The 22654-nt window shown below is 68.8% G+C and carries 19 protein-coding genes and 1 pseudogene; 15 read left to right on the plus strand and 5 right to left on the minus strand.

Going from position 1 to position 22654, the window contains the following annotated elements; all coding sequences use genetic code 11:
- Positions 1 to 6: 6 nt before the first annotated feature.
- Together PKD06_RS00120 and PKD06_RS00125 are read right to left on the minus strand one after the other, a co-directional pair.
- Complete coding sequence (locus PKD06_RS00120) at positions 7 to 783, minus strand: SDR family oxidoreductase (RefSeq protein WP_324376511.1); 777 nt, start codon at positions 781 to 783, stop codon at positions 7 to 9.
- Between the two features lie 56 nt (positions 784 to 839).
- Positions 840 to 1601: a GntR family transcriptional regulator gene (locus PKD06_RS00125; protein ID WP_324376513.1), complete on the minus strand. Its 762-nt coding sequence runs from the start codon at positions 1599 to 1601 to the stop codon at positions 840 to 842.
- Between the two features lie 95 nt (positions 1602 to 1696).
- Between PKD06_RS00125 and PKD06_RS00130 the strand changes: the two genes are divergently transcribed.
- From PKD06_RS00130 to PKD06_RS00200, 15 genes and pseudogenes are all read left to right on the plus strand, one after another.
- Positions 1697 to 2947 carry an ABC transporter substrate-binding protein gene (locus tag PKD06_RS00130; RefSeq protein WP_324376515.1) on the plus strand — a complete coding sequence of 417 codons (1251 nt, stop codon included), beginning with the start codon at positions 1697 to 1699 and terminating at the stop codon, positions 2945 to 2947.
- 259 nt (positions 2948 to 3206) lie between these two features.
- Positions 3207 to 4082 carry a branched-chain amino acid ABC transporter permease gene (locus PKD06_RS00135; RefSeq protein ID WP_324376517.1) on the plus strand — a complete coding sequence of 292 codons (876 nt, stop codon included), beginning with the start codon at positions 3207 to 3209 and terminating at the stop codon, positions 4080 to 4082.
- Positions 4082 to 6601: a branched-chain amino acid ABC transporter ATP-binding protein/permease gene (locus PKD06_RS00140; RefSeq protein WP_324376519.1), complete on the plus strand. Its 2520-nt coding sequence runs from the start codon at positions 4082 to 4084 to the stop codon at positions 6599 to 6601. Before PKD06_RS00135 ends, PKD06_RS00140 begins: the two co-directional genes overlap by 1 nt.
- A gap of 31 nt (positions 6602 to 6632) precedes the next feature.
- The gene (locus PKD06_RS00145) at positions 6633 to 7571 is read left to right on the plus strand and encodes a 3-hydroxyacyl-CoA dehydrogenase (RefSeq protein ID WP_324376521.1); all 939 of its coding nucleotides are present in this window, start codon (positions 6633 to 6635) and stop codon (positions 7569 to 7571) included.
- Positions 7568 to 8008, plus strand: a complete 441-nt coding sequence (locus PKD06_RS00150; protein WP_324376523.1) for a hypothetical protein — start codon at positions 7568 to 7570, stop codon at positions 8006 to 8008. The genes PKD06_RS00145 and PKD06_RS00150 overlap by 4 nt, the downstream gene beginning before the upstream one ends.
- A 48-nt stretch (positions 8009 to 8056) precedes the next feature.
- Positions 8057 to 8983 (plus strand): 3-keto-5-aminohexanoate cleavage protein, encoded by a 927-nt coding sequence (locus PKD06_RS00155; protein ID WP_324376525.1) that lies wholly within the window; start codon positions 8057 to 8059, stop codon positions 8981 to 8983.
- A 189-nt stretch (positions 8984 to 9172) separates the two neighbouring features.
- A complete protein-coding gene (locus tag PKD06_RS00160) occupies positions 9173 to 10603 on the plus strand; it encodes an FAD-linked oxidase C-terminal domain-containing protein (protein ID WP_324376527.1) in 1431 nt (476 codons plus the stop codon).
- Entirely contained in the window at positions 10600 to 11793 is a 1194-nt protein-coding gene (locus tag PKD06_RS00165; protein WP_324376529.1) for an FAD-binding protein, read from the plus strand. Before PKD06_RS00160 ends, PKD06_RS00165 begins: the two co-directional genes overlap by 4 nt.
- 143 nt (positions 11794 to 11936) lie before the next feature.
- Entirely contained in the window at positions 11937 to 12320 is a 384-nt protein-coding gene (locus PKD06_RS00170) for a VOC family protein (protein ID WP_324376531.1), read from the plus strand.
- An 86-nt stretch (positions 12321 to 12406) separates the two neighbouring features.
- Entirely contained in the window at positions 12407 to 13516 is a 1110-nt protein-coding gene (locus PKD06_RS00175) for an acyltransferase (protein ID WP_324376533.1), read from the plus strand.
- Between the two features lie 149 nt (positions 13517 to 13665).
- Positions 13666 to 14872 (plus strand): annotated as a pseudogene (locus PKD06_RS00180) (acetyl-CoA C-acetyltransferase).
- A gap of 58 nt (positions 14873 to 14930) precedes the next feature.
- The gene (locus PKD06_RS00185; protein WP_324376535.1) at positions 14931 to 15200 is read left to right on the plus strand and encodes a type II toxin-antitoxin system Phd/YefM family antitoxin; all 270 of its coding nucleotides are present in this window, start codon (positions 14931 to 14933) and stop codon (positions 15198 to 15200) included.
- On the plus strand, positions 15200 to 15643 hold the full coding sequence (locus PKD06_RS00190; protein WP_324376537.1) for a PIN domain-containing protein: 444 nt from the start codon (positions 15200 to 15202) through the stop codon (positions 15641 to 15643). Before PKD06_RS00185 ends, PKD06_RS00190 begins: the two co-directional genes overlap by 1 nt.
- 54 nt (positions 15644 to 15697) lie before the next feature.
- Positions 15698 to 17908, plus strand: a complete 2211-nt coding sequence (locus tag PKD06_RS00195; protein ID WP_324376539.1) for an FAD-dependent oxidoreductase — start codon at positions 15698 to 15700, stop codon at positions 17906 to 17908.
- 104 nt (positions 17909 to 18012) lie between these two features.
- Positions 18013 to 18699, plus strand: coding sequence for a fumarylacetoacetate hydrolase family protein (locus PKD06_RS00200; protein WP_324376541.1), 687 nt, complete (start codon positions 18013 to 18015; stop codon positions 18697 to 18699).
- A gap of 142 nt (positions 18700 to 18841) precedes the next feature.
- On the opposite strand, the gene dnaA is transcribed toward PKD06_RS00200, so the two are convergent.
- The 3 genes from dnaA to panC form a co-directional block, all read right to left on the minus strand.
- On the minus strand, positions 18842 to 20260 hold the full coding sequence (gene dnaA, locus PKD06_RS00205) for a chromosomal replication initiator protein DnaA (protein ID WP_324376632.1): 1419 nt from the start codon (positions 20258 to 20260) through the stop codon (positions 18842 to 18844).
- Between the two features lie 799 nt (positions 20261 to 21059).
- Positions 21060 to 21329: a 30S ribosomal protein S20 gene (gene rpsT, locus PKD06_RS00210; protein ID WP_324376543.1), complete on the minus strand. Its 270-nt coding sequence runs from the start codon at positions 21327 to 21329 to the stop codon at positions 21060 to 21062.
- Positions 21330 to 21494: 165 nt separating this feature from the next.
- Positions 21495 to 22343: a pantoate--beta-alanine ligase gene (gene panC / locus PKD06_RS00215; protein ID WP_324376545.1), complete on the minus strand. Its 849-nt coding sequence runs from the start codon at positions 22341 to 22343 to the stop codon at positions 21495 to 21497.
- Positions 22344 to 22654: the final 311 nt, after the last annotated feature.

Here is a 22654-nt window from a genome sequence, read left to right on the forward strand (position 1 = left end):
TGTCCGTCAGGCCAGCGTCTGGAGATCGGAATCGATCGAGAGGGCTTGGCCCGAGATCGTCCGGCCCCTGGGCGAGCACAGGAACACGATCTGATCGGCGAGTTGGCGAGCGGTCACGTATTCCCGGATCGAGCCGTTGGCGAGCACGCGCGCCTCCATCTCTCCGAAGGAGAGGCCGAGCTGCTGGGCCTTCGCCTCGATGACGCGGCGCTGGCGGTCGCCGGCCACGGCGCCGGGCAGGATCGCGTTGACGCGGATGCCCAGGGGCCCGAGTTCCCGCGAGAGCGACTTCGTGAAGCCGATCACGCCCCATTTCGCCGCCGCGTAGGGAGAGCGCATGGCGAAGCCGAACTTGCCCGCGGCCGAGGAGAGATTGACGATCGAGGGATTGGCGCTCTCCCGGAGCAGGGGCACGGCGAGCCGCACGCAATTGAACTGGCTGGTCAGGCAGACCTCGATCGTCCGGTCCCAATCCTCGACGTTGATCTCCTCGACCCGCCCGGTCGGGCCTGCGATGCCGGCATTGTTGACGAGGACGTCGAGGCCGCCGAGCGCCGCCTTCGCCTCCTCGAACAGGGCCGCGACCGCCGCGCGGTTCGCCACGTCCGTCCTGGAGCGCGTGACGGAGGGAAGGATCCCCGGCAGGGCCGCGAGGGCCTCCTCGTCCACGTCGCAGACATGGACCCGCGCTCCTTCTTCCGTGAAGGCGCGCGCCACCTCCAGTCCGATCCCCCCCGCGCCCGCCGTCACGAGCACCCGCAGGCCCTTGATGTCCAGATCCATGGTTCCTCCCTCGCCGCCGCCTTGCGCGGCCTTGAAATGACGCGACCCCGAAGGGCTCAGGACGCCCCGAGCCGCCCGATGCCGACGATATATTGCGCAGCGGTGCGGATATCGGTCTCGAGCGCCTCGCGCGCCGCGGCCGGGTCTCGGCCCCGCAGGGCTGCGACGAGCGTCGCATGCGCGTGGACCGCCCTCCCCCCGCGCAGGCGGCGGGGCTCGTCGCGCATGTCGAGATTGAGGACCGGGCCGACCCTCAGCCACAGTCGCTCGATGATCTCGGTCAGCATCGGCAGCTTCGCCGCGTGGTAGACTGCGAAATGAAGGTCGCGATTGGCGCAGACCGCCTCGATCGCCGCCGGAGGCTCCCTCTCCGTGGCCTCCTGGAAGGCGCGCTCGAAACCCGCGATCAGGCCGAGATCGGCCTCGTCCCGGTTCCGGGCGGCCTCCTCCACCGCGTAGCCTTCCACCGCGAGGCGAACCCGCGTCAGCTCGTCGAACTGCGAGAGCGTCAGGACGGGGACGCGCACCGCCCTCCCGGGCAGCACCTCCAGCGCTCCGTCCGCGGCGAGCCGCGCCACGGCCTCCCGCACCGGCATCATCGAGACGGACAGCGATTCGGCGACGCTGCGCAGGGAAAGCTTGTCTCCCGGCGCCAGCCGCCCGGCGATGAGGAGGTCGCGCAAGGTGCCTGCCACCTGCTCGCGCAAGGTCTCGCGGGACGGCGCGCCGGGGACGACGCGCTGCCGCGGCGCGGGACGGCGCTTCAGCCCAGGGCGCGGGCTCGATCCTGCGAGAAGGGGCTGGACAGGTGGAACCACATCTGCAACCCTAACTGTGATCACAGACTGCGACAAGCGGAAAGCAATCCGCGACGCTTCAAGCCCGCAATCGGGCGCAGCAGGGAGGGACATCCATGGGTGACGGACAGGTTTTCTCGCGCCGGCAGGCGCTGGCCGGCCTCGGGGCGGCGAGCGCGGCGGCGACGCTCGGCATGCCCGCGATCTCCTACGGCCAGAGCGACGTCATCCGCATCGGCCACCTGACCCCCATCACGGGGTTCCTCGGGCCGGTCGGGGAATATGCCCAGATGGGCGTGCGCCTCGCGGCCGAGGAGATCAACGCCTCGGGCGGCGTTCTCGGCCGCAAGATCGAGCTCGTCATGGAGGACAGCGTCAACCCGCAGACCGGCTCGGCCAAGGCGGAACGCCTGATCGAGCGCGACAAGGTCGCCATGATCATCGGCGAGATCTCGTCGGCGACGGCGCTCGCCATCGGCCAGGTCGCCCAGCGCAACAAGTCCGTCTTCATCAATACGGGCGCGAATTCCGACGCCATCCGCGGCAAGGACTGCAACCCCTTCATGTTCCACATCGAATCGACGAATTCGATGATGGTGACTGCCGTCGGCACCTATCTCAAGAAGCAGAACATGGTGTCGGGCAAGAAGTGGTACATGCTGACGGCGGACTACGCCTTCGGCCACGATCTGCTCAAGGTCGCCAAGAAATTCGTCACCGGCAACGGCGGCGTGATGGCCGGGGACGACCTCGTCCCGACCGACTCGACCGATTTCAGCCCCTATCTCCTGAAGATCCGGCAGGCCAAGCCCGACATCGTCGCCTCGAACCTCGCCGGCAACCAGATCACCAATTTCATCAAGCAATATGCCGAATACGGGCTGCAAATGCCGATCGTCGGCTTCGCCTTCGACACCATCCTCGCCTGGGGCGCGGGCCAGGGCAACTTCGCCGGAACCTGGCCGATCATCTGGCACCATCTCGTGGACGCGCCCTCCTCGAAGAAATACGTCGAGGCTTTCACCAAGAAATACGGCAAGCCGCCGGAGAACCAATCCTGGGGCGACTACAACGCGCTGAAGCTCGTGGCGCAATCCTTCGCCGAGCTGAAGGCGACCGATTCCGTGAAGCTCCAGGAGCATCTGCGCAAGGGCGCGAAATTCGACATCCTCAAGGGGCGCGAGGGCTATTTCCGCCCCTACGACAACCAGATGATCCAGGAAATGTACGCCGTCGAGGCGAAAGATCCCGCCAAGATGAAGGACAAGTGGGACATCTACGTGCCGCTCGGCACGGTCCCCGGCCCGGGCGAGGATCTGGAGATCCTGGCGCCCGAGAAGGACGGCACCTGCAAGATGCCGGCCTGACGCCACGCCCCCCTCTCCCCCCACGAAGTGGCGGGGAGGGTCGAGCCGAAGCGAAGCGGAGGACCGGGGCGGGGGGCGGCTCCGCCTGCTACCCGGCCGGGTGCTCGCGTCGAGGCCCTCCAACCCGGTCGCGCCTTTGGCGCGACTCGACCCTCCCCACCGCTTCGCGGGGGAAGGGTGAACCCGCGGCATATCGCGAACGAACTCCAAACGGTCCCGGATCGCGGCCTCGCCTCGTCCGGGATAACAGGCGTCGCCGATGCAACTCCTCTTCCTCTTCGAGCAGGTGCTGAACGGGCTTCTCGCCGGCGCCTACTACCTTCTCATCGCGCTCGGCCTGTCGCTGATCTTCTCGCTCGGCGGCATCGTGAACCTCGCCCATGGCGGCTTCTACGCGATCGGCGCTTATCTCGCGGTCGCGCTCGCGCCGACGATCGGCTTCGGGGGCGCCTTCGTCGCCTCCCCGCTCCTCGTCGCGCTCCTCGGCGTCGCCGTCGAGCGCGTCTTCTTCCGGCGCTTCTACCGCTCCGACCCGATCCTGAGCCTGCTCCTCACCTTCGGCCTCGCCATGGTAATCGAGCAGTCGCTGCGCATGATCTTCGGAGCGGCGCCGCAGCCCTTCTCGATCCCGCCCGCGCTGCGCGGGCAGATCTTCATGGGCGACTTCATCTATCCGCGCTACCGCCTCATCATCTTCGCGGTCGCGATCACGGCCGTGCTCGCGACCTGGTTCGTCGTCTACCGCACGACCTTCGGACGCGTCGTGCGGGCGGGCGTGCAGAACCCCGACATGGTCGGCGCCCTCGGCATCTCGCTCCAGCCCTACATGACCGCCATCGCCGCGCTCGGCATCGGGCTCGCCGGGCTCGCCGGCGTGCTGCTGGCGCCGATCTCCGGCGTGCATCCGGCCATGGGGGCCGAGATCCTGACCGCCGCCTTCGTGGTCGTCGTGATCGGCGGGCTCGGCTCGTTCTGGGGCGTGATCATGGCCTCCGCCCTCGTCGGCGTCGTGCGCGGCGTCACCATCTTCTTCAACCCCTCCTGGGGCGAAGCCTCGATGTATCTTCTGATGGCCATCGTCCTTCTCGTTCGGCCGCGCGGCCTTCTCGGCGAGCGCATCATGAGGTTCGAGTGATGCGCTCGCATTTCCCCGTCCCGCTGCTCGTCGCCGCCGCCGCGCTCGTCGTCCTTCCCTTCGCGCTCGATCTCGTCGGGCTGCCGCTGCGGACCTCGATCGACGTCGTCGTCTTCGCCATCGCCTGCCTCGGCCTGAACGTGCTGGTCGGCAATACCGGCCTCGTCTCCTTCGGCCACGGCGCCTGGTGGGGGCTCGCCGCCTATGCGGCCGCCCTGTCGCAGAAATACTGGTTCCCGAACCAGGTTCTCCTGCCGCTCCTCTTCGCGATCCTCTTCGCGATCGTCGCCTCGGCCCTCGCCGGGGCGCTGATCCTGCGCCGGCGCGGCGTCTATTTCTCGCTCCTGACCCTGGCCCTCACCGCGCTCCTCTTCGCCATCGGCTATCGCTGGACCGACCTCACGGGCGGCGAAAGCGGACTCGGCGGCATCACGCGCGCCACCGTGCTCGGCGTCGATCTCGAGCGCGACGCAGCCTATTACGTCTTGGTCGCGGCGATCGGCTTCGTCGTCACCTTCCTGCTCTGGCGCTTCCACGCGTCGCCGGTCGGGACGGTGCTCGTCGCGATCCGCGAGAACGAGCAGCGCGCGCGCTTCGTCGGCTATCCGACCAACCGCTACAAGCTGATCGGCTTCGTCGTCTCGGCGACCCTCGTCGGGCTCGCGGGCGCTCTCTCGGTCTTCAACCACCGCTTCGCCTCGGCCGATCCGCTCTCGGTCGCCTTCTCGGGCGAATTGATCGCGATGGTGGTCATCGGGGGCATGCGCAGCTTCCTCGGGCCGGCCCTCGGCGCCGTCTTCTACATCCTGTTCCGGGAGTTCCTGTCGATCTGGACCTCGGCCTGGCTGTTCTATTTCGGCATCCTGTTCGTCGTCTTCATCATGTTCTCGCCGACGGGGCTCGTCGGCGTCGCGCAGCGCGTCCTCGCGCCCCTGCGCAAGAAGACGACGGAAGACGCCGCCATGGCCGCGCGCAAGGTCTCCGACGAGCCCCTGCCGGACTTCCTGCGCCCGAAGACGCATATCGAGGGGCCGCTCCTCGTCGCGAAGGGCATCAAGAAGAGCTTCGGCGGCATCGCGGCGGTCCAGGGCGTCGACATCGCGGTGCGCGACCGCTCGCTCCACGCGCTGATCGGCCCGAACGGAGCCGGCAAGACGACCGCCTTCAACCTCATCTCCGGCATGTTCAGCCCGGACGAGGGCACCGTGACGCTCGCCGGCAAGCCGATCCAGGGCCTCTCGCCCGAGCGGATCACGGAGGCGGGGCTCGGCCGATCCTTCCAGATCACGAACCTCTTCCCCGCCCTCACGGTGGAGGAGAACCTGCGCCTCGCCGTCCAGGCGAGCCATGCGGAGCGCTTCGGATTGTGGGCAGATGCCCGCTCCATCGAGGAGATCAACCGGGAGGTGGCGGCCCTGCTGCGCTATCTCGGCCTCGCGGGGATCGAGAGGGCGGAGGCCGGCTCGCTCTCCTATGGTGGCCAGAGGCTGCTCGACATGGGCGTCTCGGTCGCGACGAAGCCGCGCATCCTGCTCCTGGACGAGCCGCTGGCGGGCCTTTCCGTCGCCGAGCGCCAGCGCATCGGCGACCTCATCAAGCGCCTGTCGGCCGATCTTCCCGTGCTCCTCGTCGAGCACGACATCGACCGCGTCTTCCAGATCGCGGATGCCGTCACCTGCATGAACGAGGGCCGCGTGCTCATCGACGGCACGGTGGAGGATGCGCGCTCGAGCCCGCAGGTGCAGGCGGTCTATATCGGCTCGGGCGTCGCCGCCGTCGCCTCGAAGCCCCGCGAGGCCATCGCGATCGGCGAGACGGTGCTCGCCGTGAAGGACGTCAACACCTTCTACGGCAAGAGCCACATCCTCTCGGATGTGAGCTTCGATCTCGGCCGGCACGAGATCCTCGCGCTTCTCGGCCGCAACGGCGCCGGCAAGTCGACGCTGCTGAAGTCGATCGTCGGCATCGCGCCGGCCGCCTCCGGCTCGATCAAGCTGGCCGGAACGGAGCTGGTGGGCCTCACCTCCGCGCAGATCGCCCGCCAGGGCATCGGCTTCGTGCCCCAGGGGCGCGGCCTCTTCGCGGGCATGACGGTCGCGGAGAACCTGGAACTCGGCAAGCTGCGCCGGCGCACGGGCAACGGCATCCACTGGGAGACCGACAAGATCATCGAGTATTTCCCGCGCATCGGCGAGCGGCTGAAATCCCCCGCCGACTATCTCTCCGGCGGCGAGCAGCAGATGGTGGCGGTGGCCCGCGCCCTCTCGGGCGACGTACGGGTGCTGCTCCTCGACGAGCCCTTCGAGGGGCTCGCGCCCGCCGTGGTCGAGAGCCTCTTCGAGAGCTTCGACAAGCTGCGCCGCGAGGTCTCGATCATCATCGTCGACCACAATCTCGACCTCGCCCTCGCTCTGTCCGACAATACGGTGGCGCTGGAGCGGGGCCGGGTGATGCATCGCGGCCCCTCGCGCGACCTGCGCGAGGATCTGGAATTGCGGCGCAAGGTGCTGTGGCTATGACAACCCCCTGAAAGCTGCGGGAGAGAGACACGTGAGCACGGTCGCCATCGTCGGAGCGGGCCTCATCGGCCGGGCCTGGGCGCAGGTCTTCGCGCGGGCCGGCTGGAACGTCCGCATCGCCGACCCGCATGGGCCGACGCTCGAGGCGGCGCTGGGGCTGATCCGGGAGGGCCTGGAGGACCAGGCCACGCATGGCCTCGTGGCCGATCCGGCGGCCGCGGCGGCCAGGGTCTGCGTCGCGAGGAGCCTCGCGGAGGCCGCCGAGGACGTCGATCTTGTCCAGGAGAACGGGCCGGAGACCGTCGAGGCGAAGCGCGCCATCTTCGCGGAGCTGGACCGGGCCGCGCCGAAAGACGCGATCCTCGCCTCCTCGACCTCGGCCATCGTTGCCTCGCTCTTCACGGAGGACCTGCCGGGGCGGGCGCGCTGCCTCGTCGCCCATCCCGTCAACCCGCCCCATCTCGTGCCGATCGTGGAGCTGTGCGGCGCCCCCTGGACCTCGCCGGAGGCGATCGCCCGCGCCCGCGCCATCTACGAATCCGTCGAGCAGGTGCCGATCACCGTCCATCGCGAGATCGAGGGCTTCGTGCTGAACCGCCTCCAGGGCGCGCTGCTGGCGGAGGCGTTCCGGCTCGCCGGGGAGGGAATCGTCTCCCCGCAGGATCTCGACAAGACCGTCTCGGACGGGCTCGGCCTGCGCTGGTCCTTCCTCGGCCCCTTCGCGACGATCGAGCTGAACGCGCCGGGCGGCATCCCCGATTATTGCGCGCGCTATACCGACTTCTACAAGCGCGTCGCCGACGAGGCCGCCGGGCGGGAGGTCTATGACGGCCCGAATGTCGAGAAGATCGTCGCGGCCTGGGGCGGCACGCCTTCGCCCGCCGAACTCGCAGCGAAGGCCGCGCGCCGCGACCGCCGCCTCGCGGCCCTCGCCGCCCACAAGAAGCGGCAGAAGCAGATCGAGCCGTGACCGATCTCACCTGGAGATCGGGCCGCAACGACGACGTCGTCTGGCTGCAATACGGCGATTTCGCCGCTCCGCAGGCGGAGGCCCTTCTCAGCCTCGTGCGCTACCGGGAGGCCGGCAAGGTCGAGATCCAGCTTCGGCTGCACCATCTCGACGGGGCCGCCTCGCGCGGCGTCGAGATTCCCCGCCGCGTCCGCTTCTCGCTCGGGGCGGGCGAGCCCGAGCCGCTCGCGATCGAAGGTGTCGGCTTCGTCACCGAGACGCGGGACGGCCGCGCCTGCTTCACCACCGGGCAGGGCCGCGCCGACGAGGACCTGTCCCCCTTCCGCCCCGTCCTCGACCGCATCGGGGACGGCTTCGAGATCACGGTGGAAGGCGACACCTTCTTCTTCCCCATCGACGCGAAGAGCCGATCCACCCTGATCGCGCTCTTCTCGTAGAGAGCCATCCCGGATATCCGACCCCGAGCCCAAGGAAGGAAAGTCACCATGGCCCGCAAAGTCATCATCACCTGCGCCGTGACGGGGGCGATCCATACGCCCTCGATGTCGCCCCATCTTCCCGTCACGCCCGAGGAGATCGCCGATGCCGCGATCGGGGCGGCCGAGGCCGGCGCCGCGATCGTCCATCTCCACGCCCGCAATCCGCAGACCGGCCAGCCCGACCAGTCGACCGAGATGTTCGACCGCTTCCTCGGCGTCGTCAAGCAGCGCACCAACGCCGTCCTGAACATCACGACGGGCGGCGCCCCCACCATGCCGCTGGAGGAGCGGCTCCGCCCGGCCTCCCATTTCAAGCCCGAGGTCGCCTCGCTCAACATGGGCACGATGAATTTCGGCCTCTATCCGATGCTGAACCGCTTCAAGGAGTTCAAGCACGACTGGGAGAAGCCGTACCTGGAGGGCTCGCGCGACCGCATCTTCAAGAACACCTTCGCCGATATCGAATACATCCTGACGACCTGCGCCGAGAACGGCACCCGCTTCGAGGTCGAGTGCTATGATATCGGTCATCTCTACACCCTCGCCCACATGGCGGAGCGGGGCGTGATCAAGCCGCCCTTCTTCGTGCAGAGCGTCTTCGGCATCCTGGGCGGGATCGGGGCGCACCCAGAGGACGTGGCGCATATGAAGCGCACGGCCGACCGCCTCTTCGGCGACCAGTATCGCTGGTCGGTCCTGGGGGCTGGCCGCAACCAGCTCCCGATCGCGGCGCAAGCCGCCGCCATGGGCGGCAACGTGCGCGTGGGCCTCGAGGATTCGCTCTGGATCCGGGCCGGCAAGTTCGCCGAATCGAATGCCGAGCAGGTGCGCGCCGCGCGCCAGATCATCGAAGGCCTCGGCCTCGAGATCGCCACCCCGGACGACGCCCGCGCCACCCTCGAGCTGAAGGGCGCCGACCGGACGAACTTCTGAGTGCCTTCCCGCGCTCGCACCTCCCTCCCCCCCCGCTTGCGGCGGGGAGGGTTCCGCCGCGAGCCGCCGACGCCCTATGCGACAACCCCCGTCATTCCGGGTCGCCGAAAGGCGAGTTTGAAACATCCGAGCACCCTCGCTCTCCTCCCACGTTCGACGTAGACTTCCACCGACCGACAGGAGGCTCCGATGTCCATCGCGTTCCCGACGCCCGACCCGGGCATTCTCGCCCGGCGCGAGGAGATCATCGCGGGCCTCGGGCGGCTCGTCCCGCCCGGCGCTCTGATCGTCAGCGAGGACGAGCGGCGCCCCTTCGAGACCGATGGCCTCACCGCCTATCGCAGGATGCCGCTCGCGGTGGTGCTGCCGACATCCACGGCCGAGGTCTCGGCCGTCCTGGCCTTCTGCAACGCGAACGGCGTCAAGGTCGTGGCGCGCGGCGCCGGAACCTCCCTCGCGGGCGGCGCCATCCCGCAGGAGGACGCCATCATCCTCGGCGTCTCCAAGATGTCGCGGGTGCTGAACCTCGATTTCGAGAACCGGACCGCGCGCGTCGAGGCCGGGATCACGAATCTCGCCATCTCGGCCGCCGTCTCCCACGAAGGCTTCTTCTACGCCCCCGACCCGTCGAGCCAGCTCGCCTGCACCATCGCCGGCAATATCGGCATGAATTCGGGCGGCGCCCATTGCCTGAAATACGGCGTCACCACCAACAACGTGCTCGGCGTCACCCTGGTCCTGCTCGACGGCACCGTGGTCGAGATCGGGGGCGATCATCTCGATTCGGGCGGGCTCGACCTCCTCGGGTTGATCGTCGGCTCGGAGGGGCAACTCGGCATCGTCACCGAGGCGACCGTGCGCATCCTGCGGGCCGCCGAAGGCGCGCGCCCGGCGCTCCTCGGCTTCCCCTCGCCTGAGGATGCCGGCGCCTGCGTCGCAGCCATCATCGCCTCGGGCATGGTGCCCGTGGCGCTCGAATACATGGACCGGCAGGCGATCCGCATCACCGAGGATTTCGCGAAAGCCGGCTATCCCGACGTGTCCGCCATGCTGATCGTCGAGGTGGAGGGCTCGGAGAGCGAGATCGACGAGCAGCTTCGCCGCATCGCCGCGATCGCGGAGCGCCACAAGGTGATCGAGGTGCGGGCCGCGAAATCCGAGGCGGAGGCCGCCGCCATCTGGAAGGGGCGCAAGGCCGCCTTCGGCGCGACCGGCCGCGTCTCCGACTATATCTGCATGGACGGCACCATCCCGACCGGCCAGCTCTCCTTCGTCCTGACGCGGATCGGCGAGATCGTCGAGCGCGAGGGGCTGCGCGTCGCGAACGTCTTCCATGCCGGCGATGGCAACCTGCATCCGCTCGTCATGTTCGACATCAACAAGCCCGGCGAGATGGAGAAGGCCGAGCGCGCGGGCGAGGACATCCTCAAGCTCTGCGTCGAGGTCGGCGGCTGCCTGACCGGCGAGCATGGCGTCGGCATCGAGAAGCGCGACCTCATGCCGGTACAGTTCGGAGAGGCCGACCTCGCCCAGCAGATGCGCGTGCGCGCGGTCTTCGATCCCGCCTGGCTGCTCAACCCGGCCAAGGTCTTCCCGCTCGAAGGGCGCGTGGCGGCGTGACCGGGATCGTCTCTCCCGCAACCGAAGCGGAGGCCTGCGCCGCCGTCGCGGAGGCCGCCGCCTCCGGCATTCCTCTCCTGATCGAGGGCGGCGGCACCAAGGCCGCCATCGGTCGGCCGATCCAGACCGGTCGGACGCTCTCCTCGCGGGCGCTCTCCGGCATCACGCTCTACGAGCCGGCCGAAATGGTGATCTCGGCCAGGGCCGGCACGCCGCTCGCCGAGATCCGCAAGACGCTCGGCCTGCGCAACCAGGCGCTCACCTTCGAGCCCATGGACCATCGTCCGCTGCTCGGCTCCTCGGGCGAACCCACGATCGGGGCCGTCGCGGCTGGCAACGTTTCCGGCCCGCGCCGCATCCAGGCCGGGGCCGCCCGCGACAGCCTGATCGGCATCCGCATGGTCAACGGCCGCGGCGAGGCCGTGAAATCGGGCGGGCGCGTGATGAAGAACGTCACCGGGCTCGACCTCGTGAAATTCGTCTGCGGCTCCTGGGGCACGCTCGGCTTCCTGACCGAGGTGACCTTCAAGGTGCTGCCGAGCCCCGAGCGGACGGCGACGCTGCTGCTGCGCGGCCTCGACGACGGGCGAGGGATCAAGGTCCTCTCGGCGGCGCTCGGCTCGCCCTTCGACGTCACGGGCGCGGCGCACCTGCCGGCCGTGCTCGGCCGCGGCGGCTCTCAGACGCTGATCCGGCTCGAGGGCCTGGGCTTCTCCGTCCATCACCGCATCGGCGAGCTTCGCCGTCTCCTGCGGCGGGAGGGGCCGGCCGACCTCATCGAGGGCGAGGCGGCGGCGGCGCTCTGGCGAAGCATCCGCGACGTCGAGCCTCTCGCCGAGCCCCGCGAGGCGGCCATCTGGCGCATCTCGACCGCCCCGTCGCGCGCGAGCGATCTCGCGGGCGTGATCGGGCGGCTCATGCCCGGCTCGCGCTGGTATTTCGACTGGGGCGGGGGGCTCGTCTGGCTCGCCTGCCCGGCCGGCAGCGACGGAGGGGCAGCGGCAGTCCGCGCTGCCGTCCACCAATATGGCGGACATGCGACGCTGATCCGGGCCCCGGAGGAAATCCGCGCCGCGATCGACGTCTTCGAGCCCGAATCCGAGCCGCTGCGCAAGCTGACGCGCGGCCTGAAGGCCGCCTTCGACCCGAAGGGAATCTTCAATCCCGGCCGGATGTGGGCGGGGATATAGCCTCACCCGATCGCGCTCTGGGGAATAGAGGGCGAGCCCTGCGCCCTGCGCCTCCCGCGGATGCGCCGCATCGCTTGCACGGGGGCATGGGCCAGGGCACGAATGCGGGCACCCGCCCGCGCGGGCGGGTCGGGAGACAAGCCATGTTCAGCCACGTCATGGTCGGCAGCAACGATATCGACCGCTCCAAGATCTTCTACGACGCGCTGTTCGAAGCCGTCGGCGCCAAGCCGGGGCGGCGGGACCCCAAAGGCCGCCTCGTCTACGCCCATAACGGCGCCGCCTTCATGGTGTCGAAGCCGATCGACGGCAAGGCGGCCACCCACGCCAATGGCGGGACGATCGGCTTCGCCCTCGACGGGCCCGAGCAGGTCGAGGCGTGGCACAAGGCCGGGGCCGCGAACGGGGGCACCGCCGTCGAGGATCCCCCGGGCATCCGCCAGGGCAGTTCCGGCCCCATCTACCTCGCCTATCTGCGCGATCCCGACGGCAACAAGCTCTGCGCCGTGCACCGGATGGCGGGCTGAGGCCAGCCCTCCCCTTTCGCGAGGAGACGAATCTTAAAGGCCCGGACCTCAGAATGCGCTTTCCGCAAGACAGCGCGAGGTCCGGTTTGCCCGCTTCAGGTTCGAGCCGCTACCCTGCGCTGGACAGCTACCGCTTCCTCGCGGCGAGCGGCGTGGTCCTGTATCACTACGACGCGGATTTCCTGTTGGGGTTCTCGGCCCGGCTGCGGACGGTCGGGAACCTCTCCTGCATGGTCGATTTCTTCTTCGTCCTGAGCGGCTTCGTCATCATGCAGGGCTATCGGGACCGCCTCGGCTCCCCGGGCGCCTATGGAAGCTTCCTGAGGGCGCGGCTGGCGCGCATCTATCCGCTGCATCTCGTCATATTGGCCGCCTATGTCCTGCTTGCCGTCGCGGCGCACCTGCTGAACGTGAGGCCGAACCATCCCGAAATATTGGCCCCGTCCGGACTGCCGGCCAACCTGCTCCTCGTCCAGGCATGGGGCTTCCTCGACCATCCGAGCTTCAACGTCCCGGCATGGTCGATCAGCGCCGAATGGTTCGTCTATCTGCTGGCGCCTCTCGTCTTCATGATCGTCCGCCATGCCGGCTTCCTGTCCAGCATGGTTCTCGCTTCCGTCCTGGTGGCCGTCATGATCGCGGTCCGACATGCGCTCGGCGCACAGGACTGGCTGGATTCGACCTATCATTTCGGCATGTTGCGCGCCCTGCCCAGCTTCCTTGCCGGAGCCGCGATCGCCGAGGCGATGCGCCGGGGCCATCTGCGCGGCCGGCCGTCCTGGTGGATGGCCCATGCCCTCGCGGTCGGCGCGCTGGCCGTGCTCGGCCTCGACGTCCCGCGCGAGCTGGTCCTGCCGGTTTTCGCCGCGCTCATCATCTGCACGGCCCTCGCCGATGCGGGAGGCGCTCCGACGATGATGAAGCATCCGATCCTGCTGGCCCTCGGGGAAGCTTCCTACGCCCTCTATATGCTGCATGTCCTCGTCAGCATCCCGCTGCTGGCCGTCATGCGCTCCCTGCACCTGATCGACACGCCATGGAGATTCGCGTTTGCAGCCGCGGCCTATGCGATTTCCATCGCACTCTCGCTTCTCTCGTATCGGTATTTCGAGCGGCCCGTCCGAAACTGGCTGACGGGCCGGCCCGCGCCTTTCGCTCCCGCAAGGCAATCGCATCCCGCATTGCGAGGTTCGTGAGCGGTGCGAACGCGATAGCCTTCCCCTGAGACGAAGGCGTCAATCCCCCGCCCCTCCCCAGGCGGCCCGGCAGGCGCTATGGTTCGCGCAAGCCCCATCCACCGCCAGCTTCGCGGCAGCCGCGCCGTCGAAGTCCGCGAGGCCGCGCCATGACCAAAGCCTATATCTACGATCACGTCCGCACCCCGCGCGGCCGGGGCAAGAGCGACGGCTCGCTGCACGAGGTCACGGCGCTCCGGCTCGCCGAGACGGCGCTCCGGGCGATCCGGGACCGCAACGGCCTCGACACGAAGCTCGTCGACGACGTCGTGCTGGGCTGCGTCGATCCGGTCGGCGAGGCGGGGGGCGACATCGCCCGCGCCGCGGCCCTCGTCTCCGATTACGGTGACCATGTGCCGGGCGTGCAGATCAACCGCTTCTGCGCCTCCGGCCTCGACGCCGTGAACTTCGCCGCCGCCCAGGTGATGAGCGGCCAGCAGGACATGGCGGTCGGCGGCGGCGTCGAGTCGATGAGCCGCATCGGGCTCGGCGCCTCGGGCGGCGCCTGGCCGGTCGATCCCTCGATCGCGGTGAAATCCTATTTCATGCCGCAAGGCATCTCGGCCGACCTGATCGCCACCAAATACGGCTTCTCGCGACGATGTCGACGCCTATGCGGTCGAGAGCCAGAAGCGGGCCGAGCGCGCCTGGAAGGAAGGGCGCTTCGCGAAGTCCGTCGTGCCCGTGCGGGACGTCAACGGCCTCGCTCTCCTCGACCACGACGAGCATATGCGCCCGCAGACGGACATGCAGTCGCTGGCGAGCCTCAAGCCCTCCTTCGTGCAGATGGGCGAGATGGGTGGCTTCGACGCGGTCGCGATCGATTCCCATCCCGAGATCGAGGCCGTGAACCACGTCCACCATGCCGGCAATTCGTCGGGGATCGTGGACGGAGCCGCCGCCGTTCTGATCGGCTCGAAGGATGCGGGCAAGGCGGCCGGGCTCAAGCCCCGCGCCCGCATCCGGGCCTTCGCCAATATCGGCTCCGATCCCGCCCTCATGCTGACCGGACCGGTCGATGTGACGCGCAAGCTCTTCAAGCGCGCCGGCATGAACAAAAAGGATATCGACCTCTTCGAGGTGAACGAAGCCTTCGCCTCGGTAGTCCTGCGCTACCAGCAGGCTTTCGACCTCGATCCCGAGAAGATCAATGTCTGCGGCGGTGCGATCGCGATGGGCCATCCCCTCGGCGCGACGGGCGCGATGATCCTCGGCACCGTGCTCGACGAACTGGAGCGCCGGGACAAGTCCACCGCCCTCGTCACGCTCTGCATCGGCGCGGGCATGGGCACGGCGACGGTGATCGAGCGGGTGTGAAACGAGGAGACCCGGACCGCCATTGACGAAGGTAGTGACGTCACTACATTCTTGCGGCATGAGGATCGTCTCCGCGGCCGACGCCAATCGCTATTTCTCCCGGATCCTCCGCGACGTGCGGGCCGGGGAGACTGTCGTCGTGACGTCGCGGGGCGAAGCCGTCGCGCGGATCGTGCCCGCGGGCGATGCCGAGCGGGCCGAGGCGGAGAAGATCGAGGCCGAGCGCCAGAGAGCCTGGAAGCACCATATCGCCCGCCTGCGCTCGCAGCCCGTCCTGAACATCCCCGTCACCTGGTCGCGGAGCGACATCTACGACGACCACTTCTGATGCTCGCCCTCGACACCAATGTCCTGGTTTATGCCGAGGGGGTCGGCGATCCGGCGCGGATCGCCGCTGCCCGGGACCTGCTGGAGGCGATTTCCCGCAAGGACGTCGTGATCCCGGTCCAGGCGCTCGCCGAACTTGCCCATGTGCTGGCGCGGAAAACGCCTCTCGCCCTGCCCGACATTCGGATGCGGGCGGAGGGCTGGGCAGGCCTGGGGCGGCTCGCCCCGACCCTGGAGAGCACCTTCTCCTCCGCCCTGTCCCTGGCCGCCGGGCGGCAATTGCAGATCTTCGATGCGATCGTTCTCGTGGCCTCCGCGGAGGCGGGCTGCCGCCTGCTCCTGTCGGAAGACATGCAGGACGGCTTCGTCTGGGCCGGCGTGACGGTCGCGAACCCGTTCGCGGCGAAGCGCCATCCCATGCTCCTCGACCTTCTGGCGACCTGACCCGGCTTTCACGCGGCTCCCTCTCCGGCTAGATTCGCGCCAGGAGAACGCCCCATGAACCTGACGCAGTTCCGCTTCGAGACAGATGCCGACGGCATCGCGACCGCGACCTGGGACATGCCCGGCCGCTCCATGAACGTCATCACCCCCGAGGTGATGGCGGAGCTGGCGCAGATCGTCGAGACGGTCGCCTCGGACCCCGCCGTCAAGGGCTGCGTGATCGCCTCCGGCAAGGAGGCTTTCTCGGGGGGCGCCGATCTCGCCATGCTCCAGCGCCTCGGCGACGAATACAGGACACTCGCCGGGGAGAAGGGCGAGGACGAGGCCATGCGCTTCTTCTTCGAGGAATCGCGCCGGCTTTCGCTCATCTACCGGCGGCTCGAAACCTGCGGAAAACCCTTCGCGGCGGCCGTGCACGGGCTCTGTCTGGGCGGCGCCTTCGAGCTGGCGCTGGCCTGCCATTACCGGGTCCTCTCCTCGGACGAGACGACCCGCGTGGGCCTGCCGGAAATACTGGTCGGGCTCTTCCCCGGCGCCGGGGGCACGCAGCGCATGCCCCGCCTCATGCAGACGGGCGACGCTCTTCAGCTCCTCTTCAAGGGCAGCCAGACCAAGGCGCAGATGGCGAAGGCCATGGGCCTCGCCCACGAGGCGGCCCCGCGCGAGGAGATCGTCGAGAAGGCGAAAGCCTGGATCAAGGCGGGCGGCTCGCCCGTCGCGCCCTGGGACCAGCCGAAATTCAAGGCGCCCTCGGGCAAGGTCTATTCGCCGGCCGGGATGATGATCTGGCCGCCGGCCAACGCCATCTACCGCCGCGAGACGCACGACAACTATCCTGCCGCCAAGGCGATCCTGCAATCGGTCTACGAGGGGCTCCAGCTTCCGATGGACGCGGCCTTGCGCGTCGAGAGCCGCTATTTCGCGAAGATCCTGCGCTCGCGGGAAGCGGCGATGATGATCCGCTCGCTGTTCCTGTCGAAGGGCGAACTGGAGAAGGGCGCGCGCCGGCCGAAATCCGTGCCGCCGACGAAGCTCGGGACCGTGGGCATCGTCGGCGCAGGCTTCATGGGCGCGGGCATCGCCTATGTCACCGCCAATGCCGGCATGGAAGTCGTCCTCCTCGACCGCGACATGGAGGCGGCCGAGAAGGGCAAGGCCCATTCGCAGAAGCTCCTCACCGACCAGGTCAACAAGGGCCGCACGACGAGCGCCCGGCGCGCGGAGGTGCTCGGCCGCATCACACCGAGCGCCGATTATGCCGACCTCGCCCCCTGCGACCTCGTCATCGAGGCGGTGTTCGAGGATCCGAAGGTCAAGGACGAGGTGATCCGCAAGATCGAGGGGGCGATCCGGCCCGACTGCATCCTCGCCTCGAACACCTCGACGCTGCCGATCTCGGGCCTCGCCAAGTCGTCCGGGCGGCCGGACGAGTTCATCGGCATCCATTTCTTCTCGCCCGTGGACAAGATGCTCCTCGTCGAGATCATCCTGGGCAAGCGGACGGGCGATGCGGCCCTCGCCGCCGCGCTCGACTATGTACGGGCGATCAGGAAGACGCCGATCGTGGTCAACGACAGCCGCGGCTTTTTCGCCAATCGCTGCGTGACGGCCTACATCCTCGAAGGCCACCTCATGCTCGGCGAGGGCGTGCCGCCGGCCATGATCGAGAACCTCGCCAAGATGGCCGGGATGCCGGTCGGCCCGCTCTCGCTGAACGACGAGGTCGGCATCGATCTCGCGCTCAGGGTGCTGCGCGCCACCGAGGCCCAGATCGGCCCCGAGGCGATCAATCCGATCCAGCGCGAGATCCTTCTCGCCATGGTCGAGAAGGAAGACCGGCTCGGGCGCAAGAACGCGAAGGGCTTCTACGACTATCCCGAAAAGGGCCGCGGGCCGAAGCGCCTCTGGCCCGGCCTCTCGGCGCTCCAGCCGAAGACGCTCGACCCGGATTCGATCGACCAGCGGGAGATTGAGGACCGCTTCCTCGTCGCCCAGGCGCTGGAGGCGGCCCGCACGGTCGAGGAGGGCGTCGTGACCGATCCGCGCGAGGCCGATGTGGGCTCGATCCTCGGCTTCGGCTTCGCGCCTTTCACGGGGGGCGCCCTCTCCTATATCGACGGCATGGGCGCGAAGGCTTTCGTCAAGAAGGCGAAAGCGCTGGAGGCGAAGCACGGCCCCCGCTTCAAGCCGGGCAAGCTGCTGCTGGACATGGCCGAGAAGGGCGAGACCTTCTACGGGCGCGCCGCGGAGAAACGCGCCGCCTGAACCTCTCCCCGCCGGCGGGGAGAAGCGGGAGGCGGTGGCAGGCCCTTGGACTTTCGGCTAAGCCGCCGACGCGGCCGAGCCGCACCTTGAGGGAAGAAACCCCGATGTCCTATGTGATCGACCCGTCCCCCGTCGCCTCGCTGCCGATCGAGGGGGAGAGCAGCCGCTTTCCCGTCCGCCGCATCTATTGCATCGGGCGCAACTATGCCGATCACGCCCGCGAGATGGGCCACGATCCGAACCGCGAGCCGCCCTTCTTCTTCCTCAAGCCGGCCGACACCATTCTCGAAGCCGGACGCGACTTCCCCTATCCGCCCGGCACGACGGACGTCCACCATGAGATCGAGATGGTCGTCGCCCTGAAATCGGGCGGCCGGGACATTGCCGAGGCCGATGCGCTCAGCCATGTCTACGGCTACGGGATCGGCCTCGACATGACGCGCCGCGACCTTCAGGGCGAAGCCAAGAAGCTCGGCCGGCCCTGGGACGTGGCGAAGGGCTTCGACCATTCCGCGCCCTGCACCGCGCTCGTTCCCGCCGTCCGGATCGGCCATCCGACGAAGGGCCGCGTCTGGCTGAACGTCAACGGCGAGACGCGCCAGCAGGGCGACCTCTCGGACCTGATCTGGTCGATCCCGGAGATGATCGCCTATGTCTCGCGCCTCTTCGAGCTGAAGGGCGGCGACATCATCATGACCGGCACTCCGGCCGGCGTCGGGGCGGTCCGGCGCGGCGACGTCATGGAAGGCGGCGTCGAGGGCGTCGGGACGATCAAGGTCAAGGTCGTCTGATCCAGCCGCCATTGCGGTGCGGGCTCCGGCCCCCTGCTCCCTCGCTCAGATCGGCCCGTTCTCTCGCGCACGTCATGGCCGGCCTTGTGCCGGCCATGACGTGCGCGAGAGAGCAGGCTAGGCCGATCTGCCGGATTTCGTCTCAGTCCTGAAGCATGCGCTTGAGAAGCTCGACCTCCTCGGAAAGGGTCGCGTCGCCCGAAAGCGCCTTCTCGATCTTGCGCACCGCGTGCAGCACCGTCGTATGGTCGCGCCCGCCGAAGCGCCGGCCGATCTCGGGGAGCGAGCGCGGCGTCAGGACCTTCGACAGATACATGGCGATCTGCCGCGGCTTGACCACCGCCGCCGTGCGCCGCTCGGACAGGATGTCCGAGCGCGAGACGTTGTAGCGGGAAGCCACGAGCTTCTGGATGTCCTCGATCCGCACCCGTTTCGGCTCGCGATTACGCACGAGGTCGCGGATCGCGACCTCGGCCGTCTCCAGCGTCACCGCCGAGCCCGTGAGGGTCGCGTGGGCGAGGAGCCGGTTCACGGCCCCTTCGAGATCGCGCCCGTTGGTCGTGATCGCCCGCGCCACATAGGAGACGACCGCCGCGCTCGCCTCGAAGCCGGGATGGGCCGCCCGCACCGCCGCGAGGCGCTGCGTCAGGATCCCCACCCGCAGATCCTCGTCGAGGGCCGAGATCTCGACGACCAAGCCCCCCGCGAGGCGCGAGCGGACGCGCTCCTCGAGGCTTTCGAGTTCGTTCGGCGGCCGATCCGCCGCGACGATGACCTGCCGCCCGGCATCGATCAGCGCATTCAGCGTATGGCCGAATTCCTGCTGCATCGTCTTGCCCTGGATGAACTGGACGTCGTCGAGAATCAGGAGGTCGATGCCCCGAAGCCGCTCCTTGAAGGTATGCGAGGTCTGCGCCTTCAGCGCCGCCACGAAATTGTACATGAAGCGGTCGGCGGTCAGGTAGATGACCCGCCGCCCGCCGAGGCGCGCGGCGCTGCCCGCCGCATGCAGCAGATGCGTCTTGCCGAGGCCGACGCCGGCCTGGAGATAGAGCGGGTTGTAGAGCGCGCAGCCGCTGTCGTTGCGGGCGATGCGCTCGGCGGCGGCCTGGGCCAGGGCGTTCGAGCGCCCGACGACGAAGCTCTCGAAGGTCAGCCGGGCATCGAGCGGGGCTCCCGTGATCTCGCCGCGCTCCTCGCCGGAGGGCTGCGGGACCGGGGAGGATGGGCGCGACGGCTCGCCCGCGGCGGGCGAGGCCTCGGGCGCCCGCGCCGGCGCCGGACGGCGGAGAACCGCGGAGGGGTCGCGCAAGGCGTTGCGCACGAGGATGGATACGGCCGCGACGGCCGGAAGCTCGCTCTGGAAGGTCGAGAGGATGCGGTCGAGATAATGCGCCTCGATCCAGCTCTTCAGGAAGCGCGTCGGGACGCTGAGCGAGGCATGGCCCTCGTCGAGGCCCGCGAGTTCGAGCCGCGCGAGCCAGCTCGTGAAGACATCCTCCCCCACCTCCGCGCGCAGCCGTCTCTTGACCCGCGCCCAGGCACGGGCCGCCTCCTCCATGTCGGACACGTCGCTCTGGCTCCAATAGGCTCGCGCCGCCGCCGCCTCGTCTCGCATTCCCACCGCCAAACCCCCGCCAGGCTCAAGCGCAGCGCGGCCTGCCCGCCCCCCTGTCGGACAACCCGCGCAACCACACATTATAGGCAAATCGTCTCGGCCCGCCCGGGCCGCTGCAATACCCGTCCCTATGCGGAAGGATTGCCGAAGGACTGGCTGGAGCGCCTATCGTTCGCCCGATAACAATTCTTTATCAGACAAACGAAACTCATCGCTCAAACTCCATACAAGTGAGCATCAACAGCATTTATTACTTGAAGAGGGTCCAGAGCTTCCCTCCAGACGAAAAGAACTTACACGGGGGCGGGCTGGGCTGGCAACCCGATTCGCGGCGCCGGGCCGTGATTCGGAAGCCGGCGAAATCGCCTCCCACGTCCTCGATCCGCATAAAGCCCTGTGCACGCTTCGATTCAGGAGGCGGTGCGTACCCGACTTACGGATGAAATTTTTTTAACGCGCCCATGACGGCCGAATCCCTTCGCAGGACGGACGGGACGGCGCGGCTGGCGCTTAGCCGCCAAGCCGTTGGGATTCAATTGAGTTTCATGAGCGGCCGAAGACGGCCCGGCATCCGCGCGCAGCATCGGCCCGTCAAGCGGGAACGTTCGGAGAACGGCAATTGCGGGCCGTCCTGTGGCTTCGGGCACGCAGCCGGCAAAAGCCGGCCGGGACTCGAAAGGCCAGCCTGGAATCAAAAACGCCCGGCCGGCGGCCGGGCGTTTCAGCGACGATGTCGCCGGGCTCAGGCGCTGCGGAGCGCGTTCACCCGTGCGGCAAGCCGGGAGACCTTGCGGGAGGCGTTGTTGCGGTGAACGATCCCGTGCTGGGCCGCCCGCATCATCTCCGGCTCGGCCGAGCGGAGCGCGGCGAGGGCGACGGCGTGATCGCCCCCCGAAATCGCCTCCTCCACCTTGCGGATGAAGGTGCGGACCCGGGAGCGGCGCGCCCGGTTGACCTCGGTCCGGCGGGCGATCTTGCGGGCCATCTTCTTGGCCGACGTGGTGTTGGCCACGGCTGTCCTCATCATGGGCGACCGCCGGGCATTGACGCCGTCGACCGGTCGGGAACGTTCGGAAGGAAGCGAGCCCGCGGCTGTTGCTCGCGGGCTTGCAATCGCGCGCTTATAGCGCCTGGGGAGCCGAGTTCAAGCAGGTTTTGCGACTGGTCGCGAAACCCCTCACCCGGGCACGGGCATGTTGTCGAGCAGCCGGACGGGTCCGAGGCGGATGGCGGCGACCAGCCGCGCCGGGCGGCCGGAGGGCTCGTCGCGGGGCTCCATGGTCTCGCCGTCGACCACGGCCAGATAGTCGACCGGCCCGAGCCCGGCCGCCGCGACGGCCTGCCGCGCCGCGGCGAGCTTCGCGGGCCAGTCCCCGGCGCCGAGCCCCGCCACGGTCTCCCGCAGGATGCCGTTGAGGCGGCGGGCGACCGCGAGCTGCTCCTCCGAGAAATAGGCATTGCGCGACGAGAGGGCGAGGCCCTGCTCGTCGCGCACGATCGGATGGCCGATCACGGCGAGGGGAAGGTCGAGGTCGCGGACCATCCGGCGCACGACCTGGAGCTGCTGCCAGTCCTTCTCACCGAAGATCGCGACATCGGGCGCGACCTGGATGAAGAGCTTCGAGACGACGGTCGCGACACCGTCGAAATGGCCGGGGCGCAGGGCGCCCTCGAAGCCGGCGCTCGGCCCGGCGATGCTCACGGTGGCGCAGAAGCCCGCCGGATACATGACCTCGGGCGCCGGCGAGAAGACGAGATCGGCAAGCCCTTCGAGGAGCGCGCGGTCGCGCTCGGCCGCGCGCGGATATTTGGCGAAGTCCTCGCTCGGTGCGAATTGCTTCGGATTGACGAAGATCGAGACGACGACGCGATCGGCCTCCCGGCGCCCGCGCCGCACGAGCGCGAGATGACCCTCGTGGAGGGCGCCCATGGTGGGAACGAGCGCGATCCTCTCCCCCCTCCCCCGCCAGGACGCGACACGCTCGCGCAAGGCCGGCACCGTCGCCACGACATCTGGAAGCGTCATGTGAACCTCTGGGAAAGCTCCGGGGCGCCCGGCGCCGGACATTCGGCGGCCGGGAGCCGCCGAGGGATCGGCGCGCCGTCCGGGGAGGCGGCCCTGCCGATAGGCCCGGCCGCGGATTTTCAGGTCCGGCGCCTTTCCGTCAAGCCCGCAGGGCCCTCCGATTCCGCGCGGGCCTCTCCGGCGCGTGGCGACGCATTCGGCTTGAAACTTCCGCGCGATAGGCATTCTTCTGGACATTCGGCGGATCGATCCACCCGACAGGACGCCCGGACATGCCGGGCTCCGCGGAACGGACGGTCGTGGCCGCAAGC

The organism is Enterovirga sp., assembly GCF_035325185.1.
Taxonomy (GTDB): domain Bacteria; phylum Pseudomonadota; class Alphaproteobacteria; order Rhizobiales; family Beijerinckiaceae; genus Enterovirga.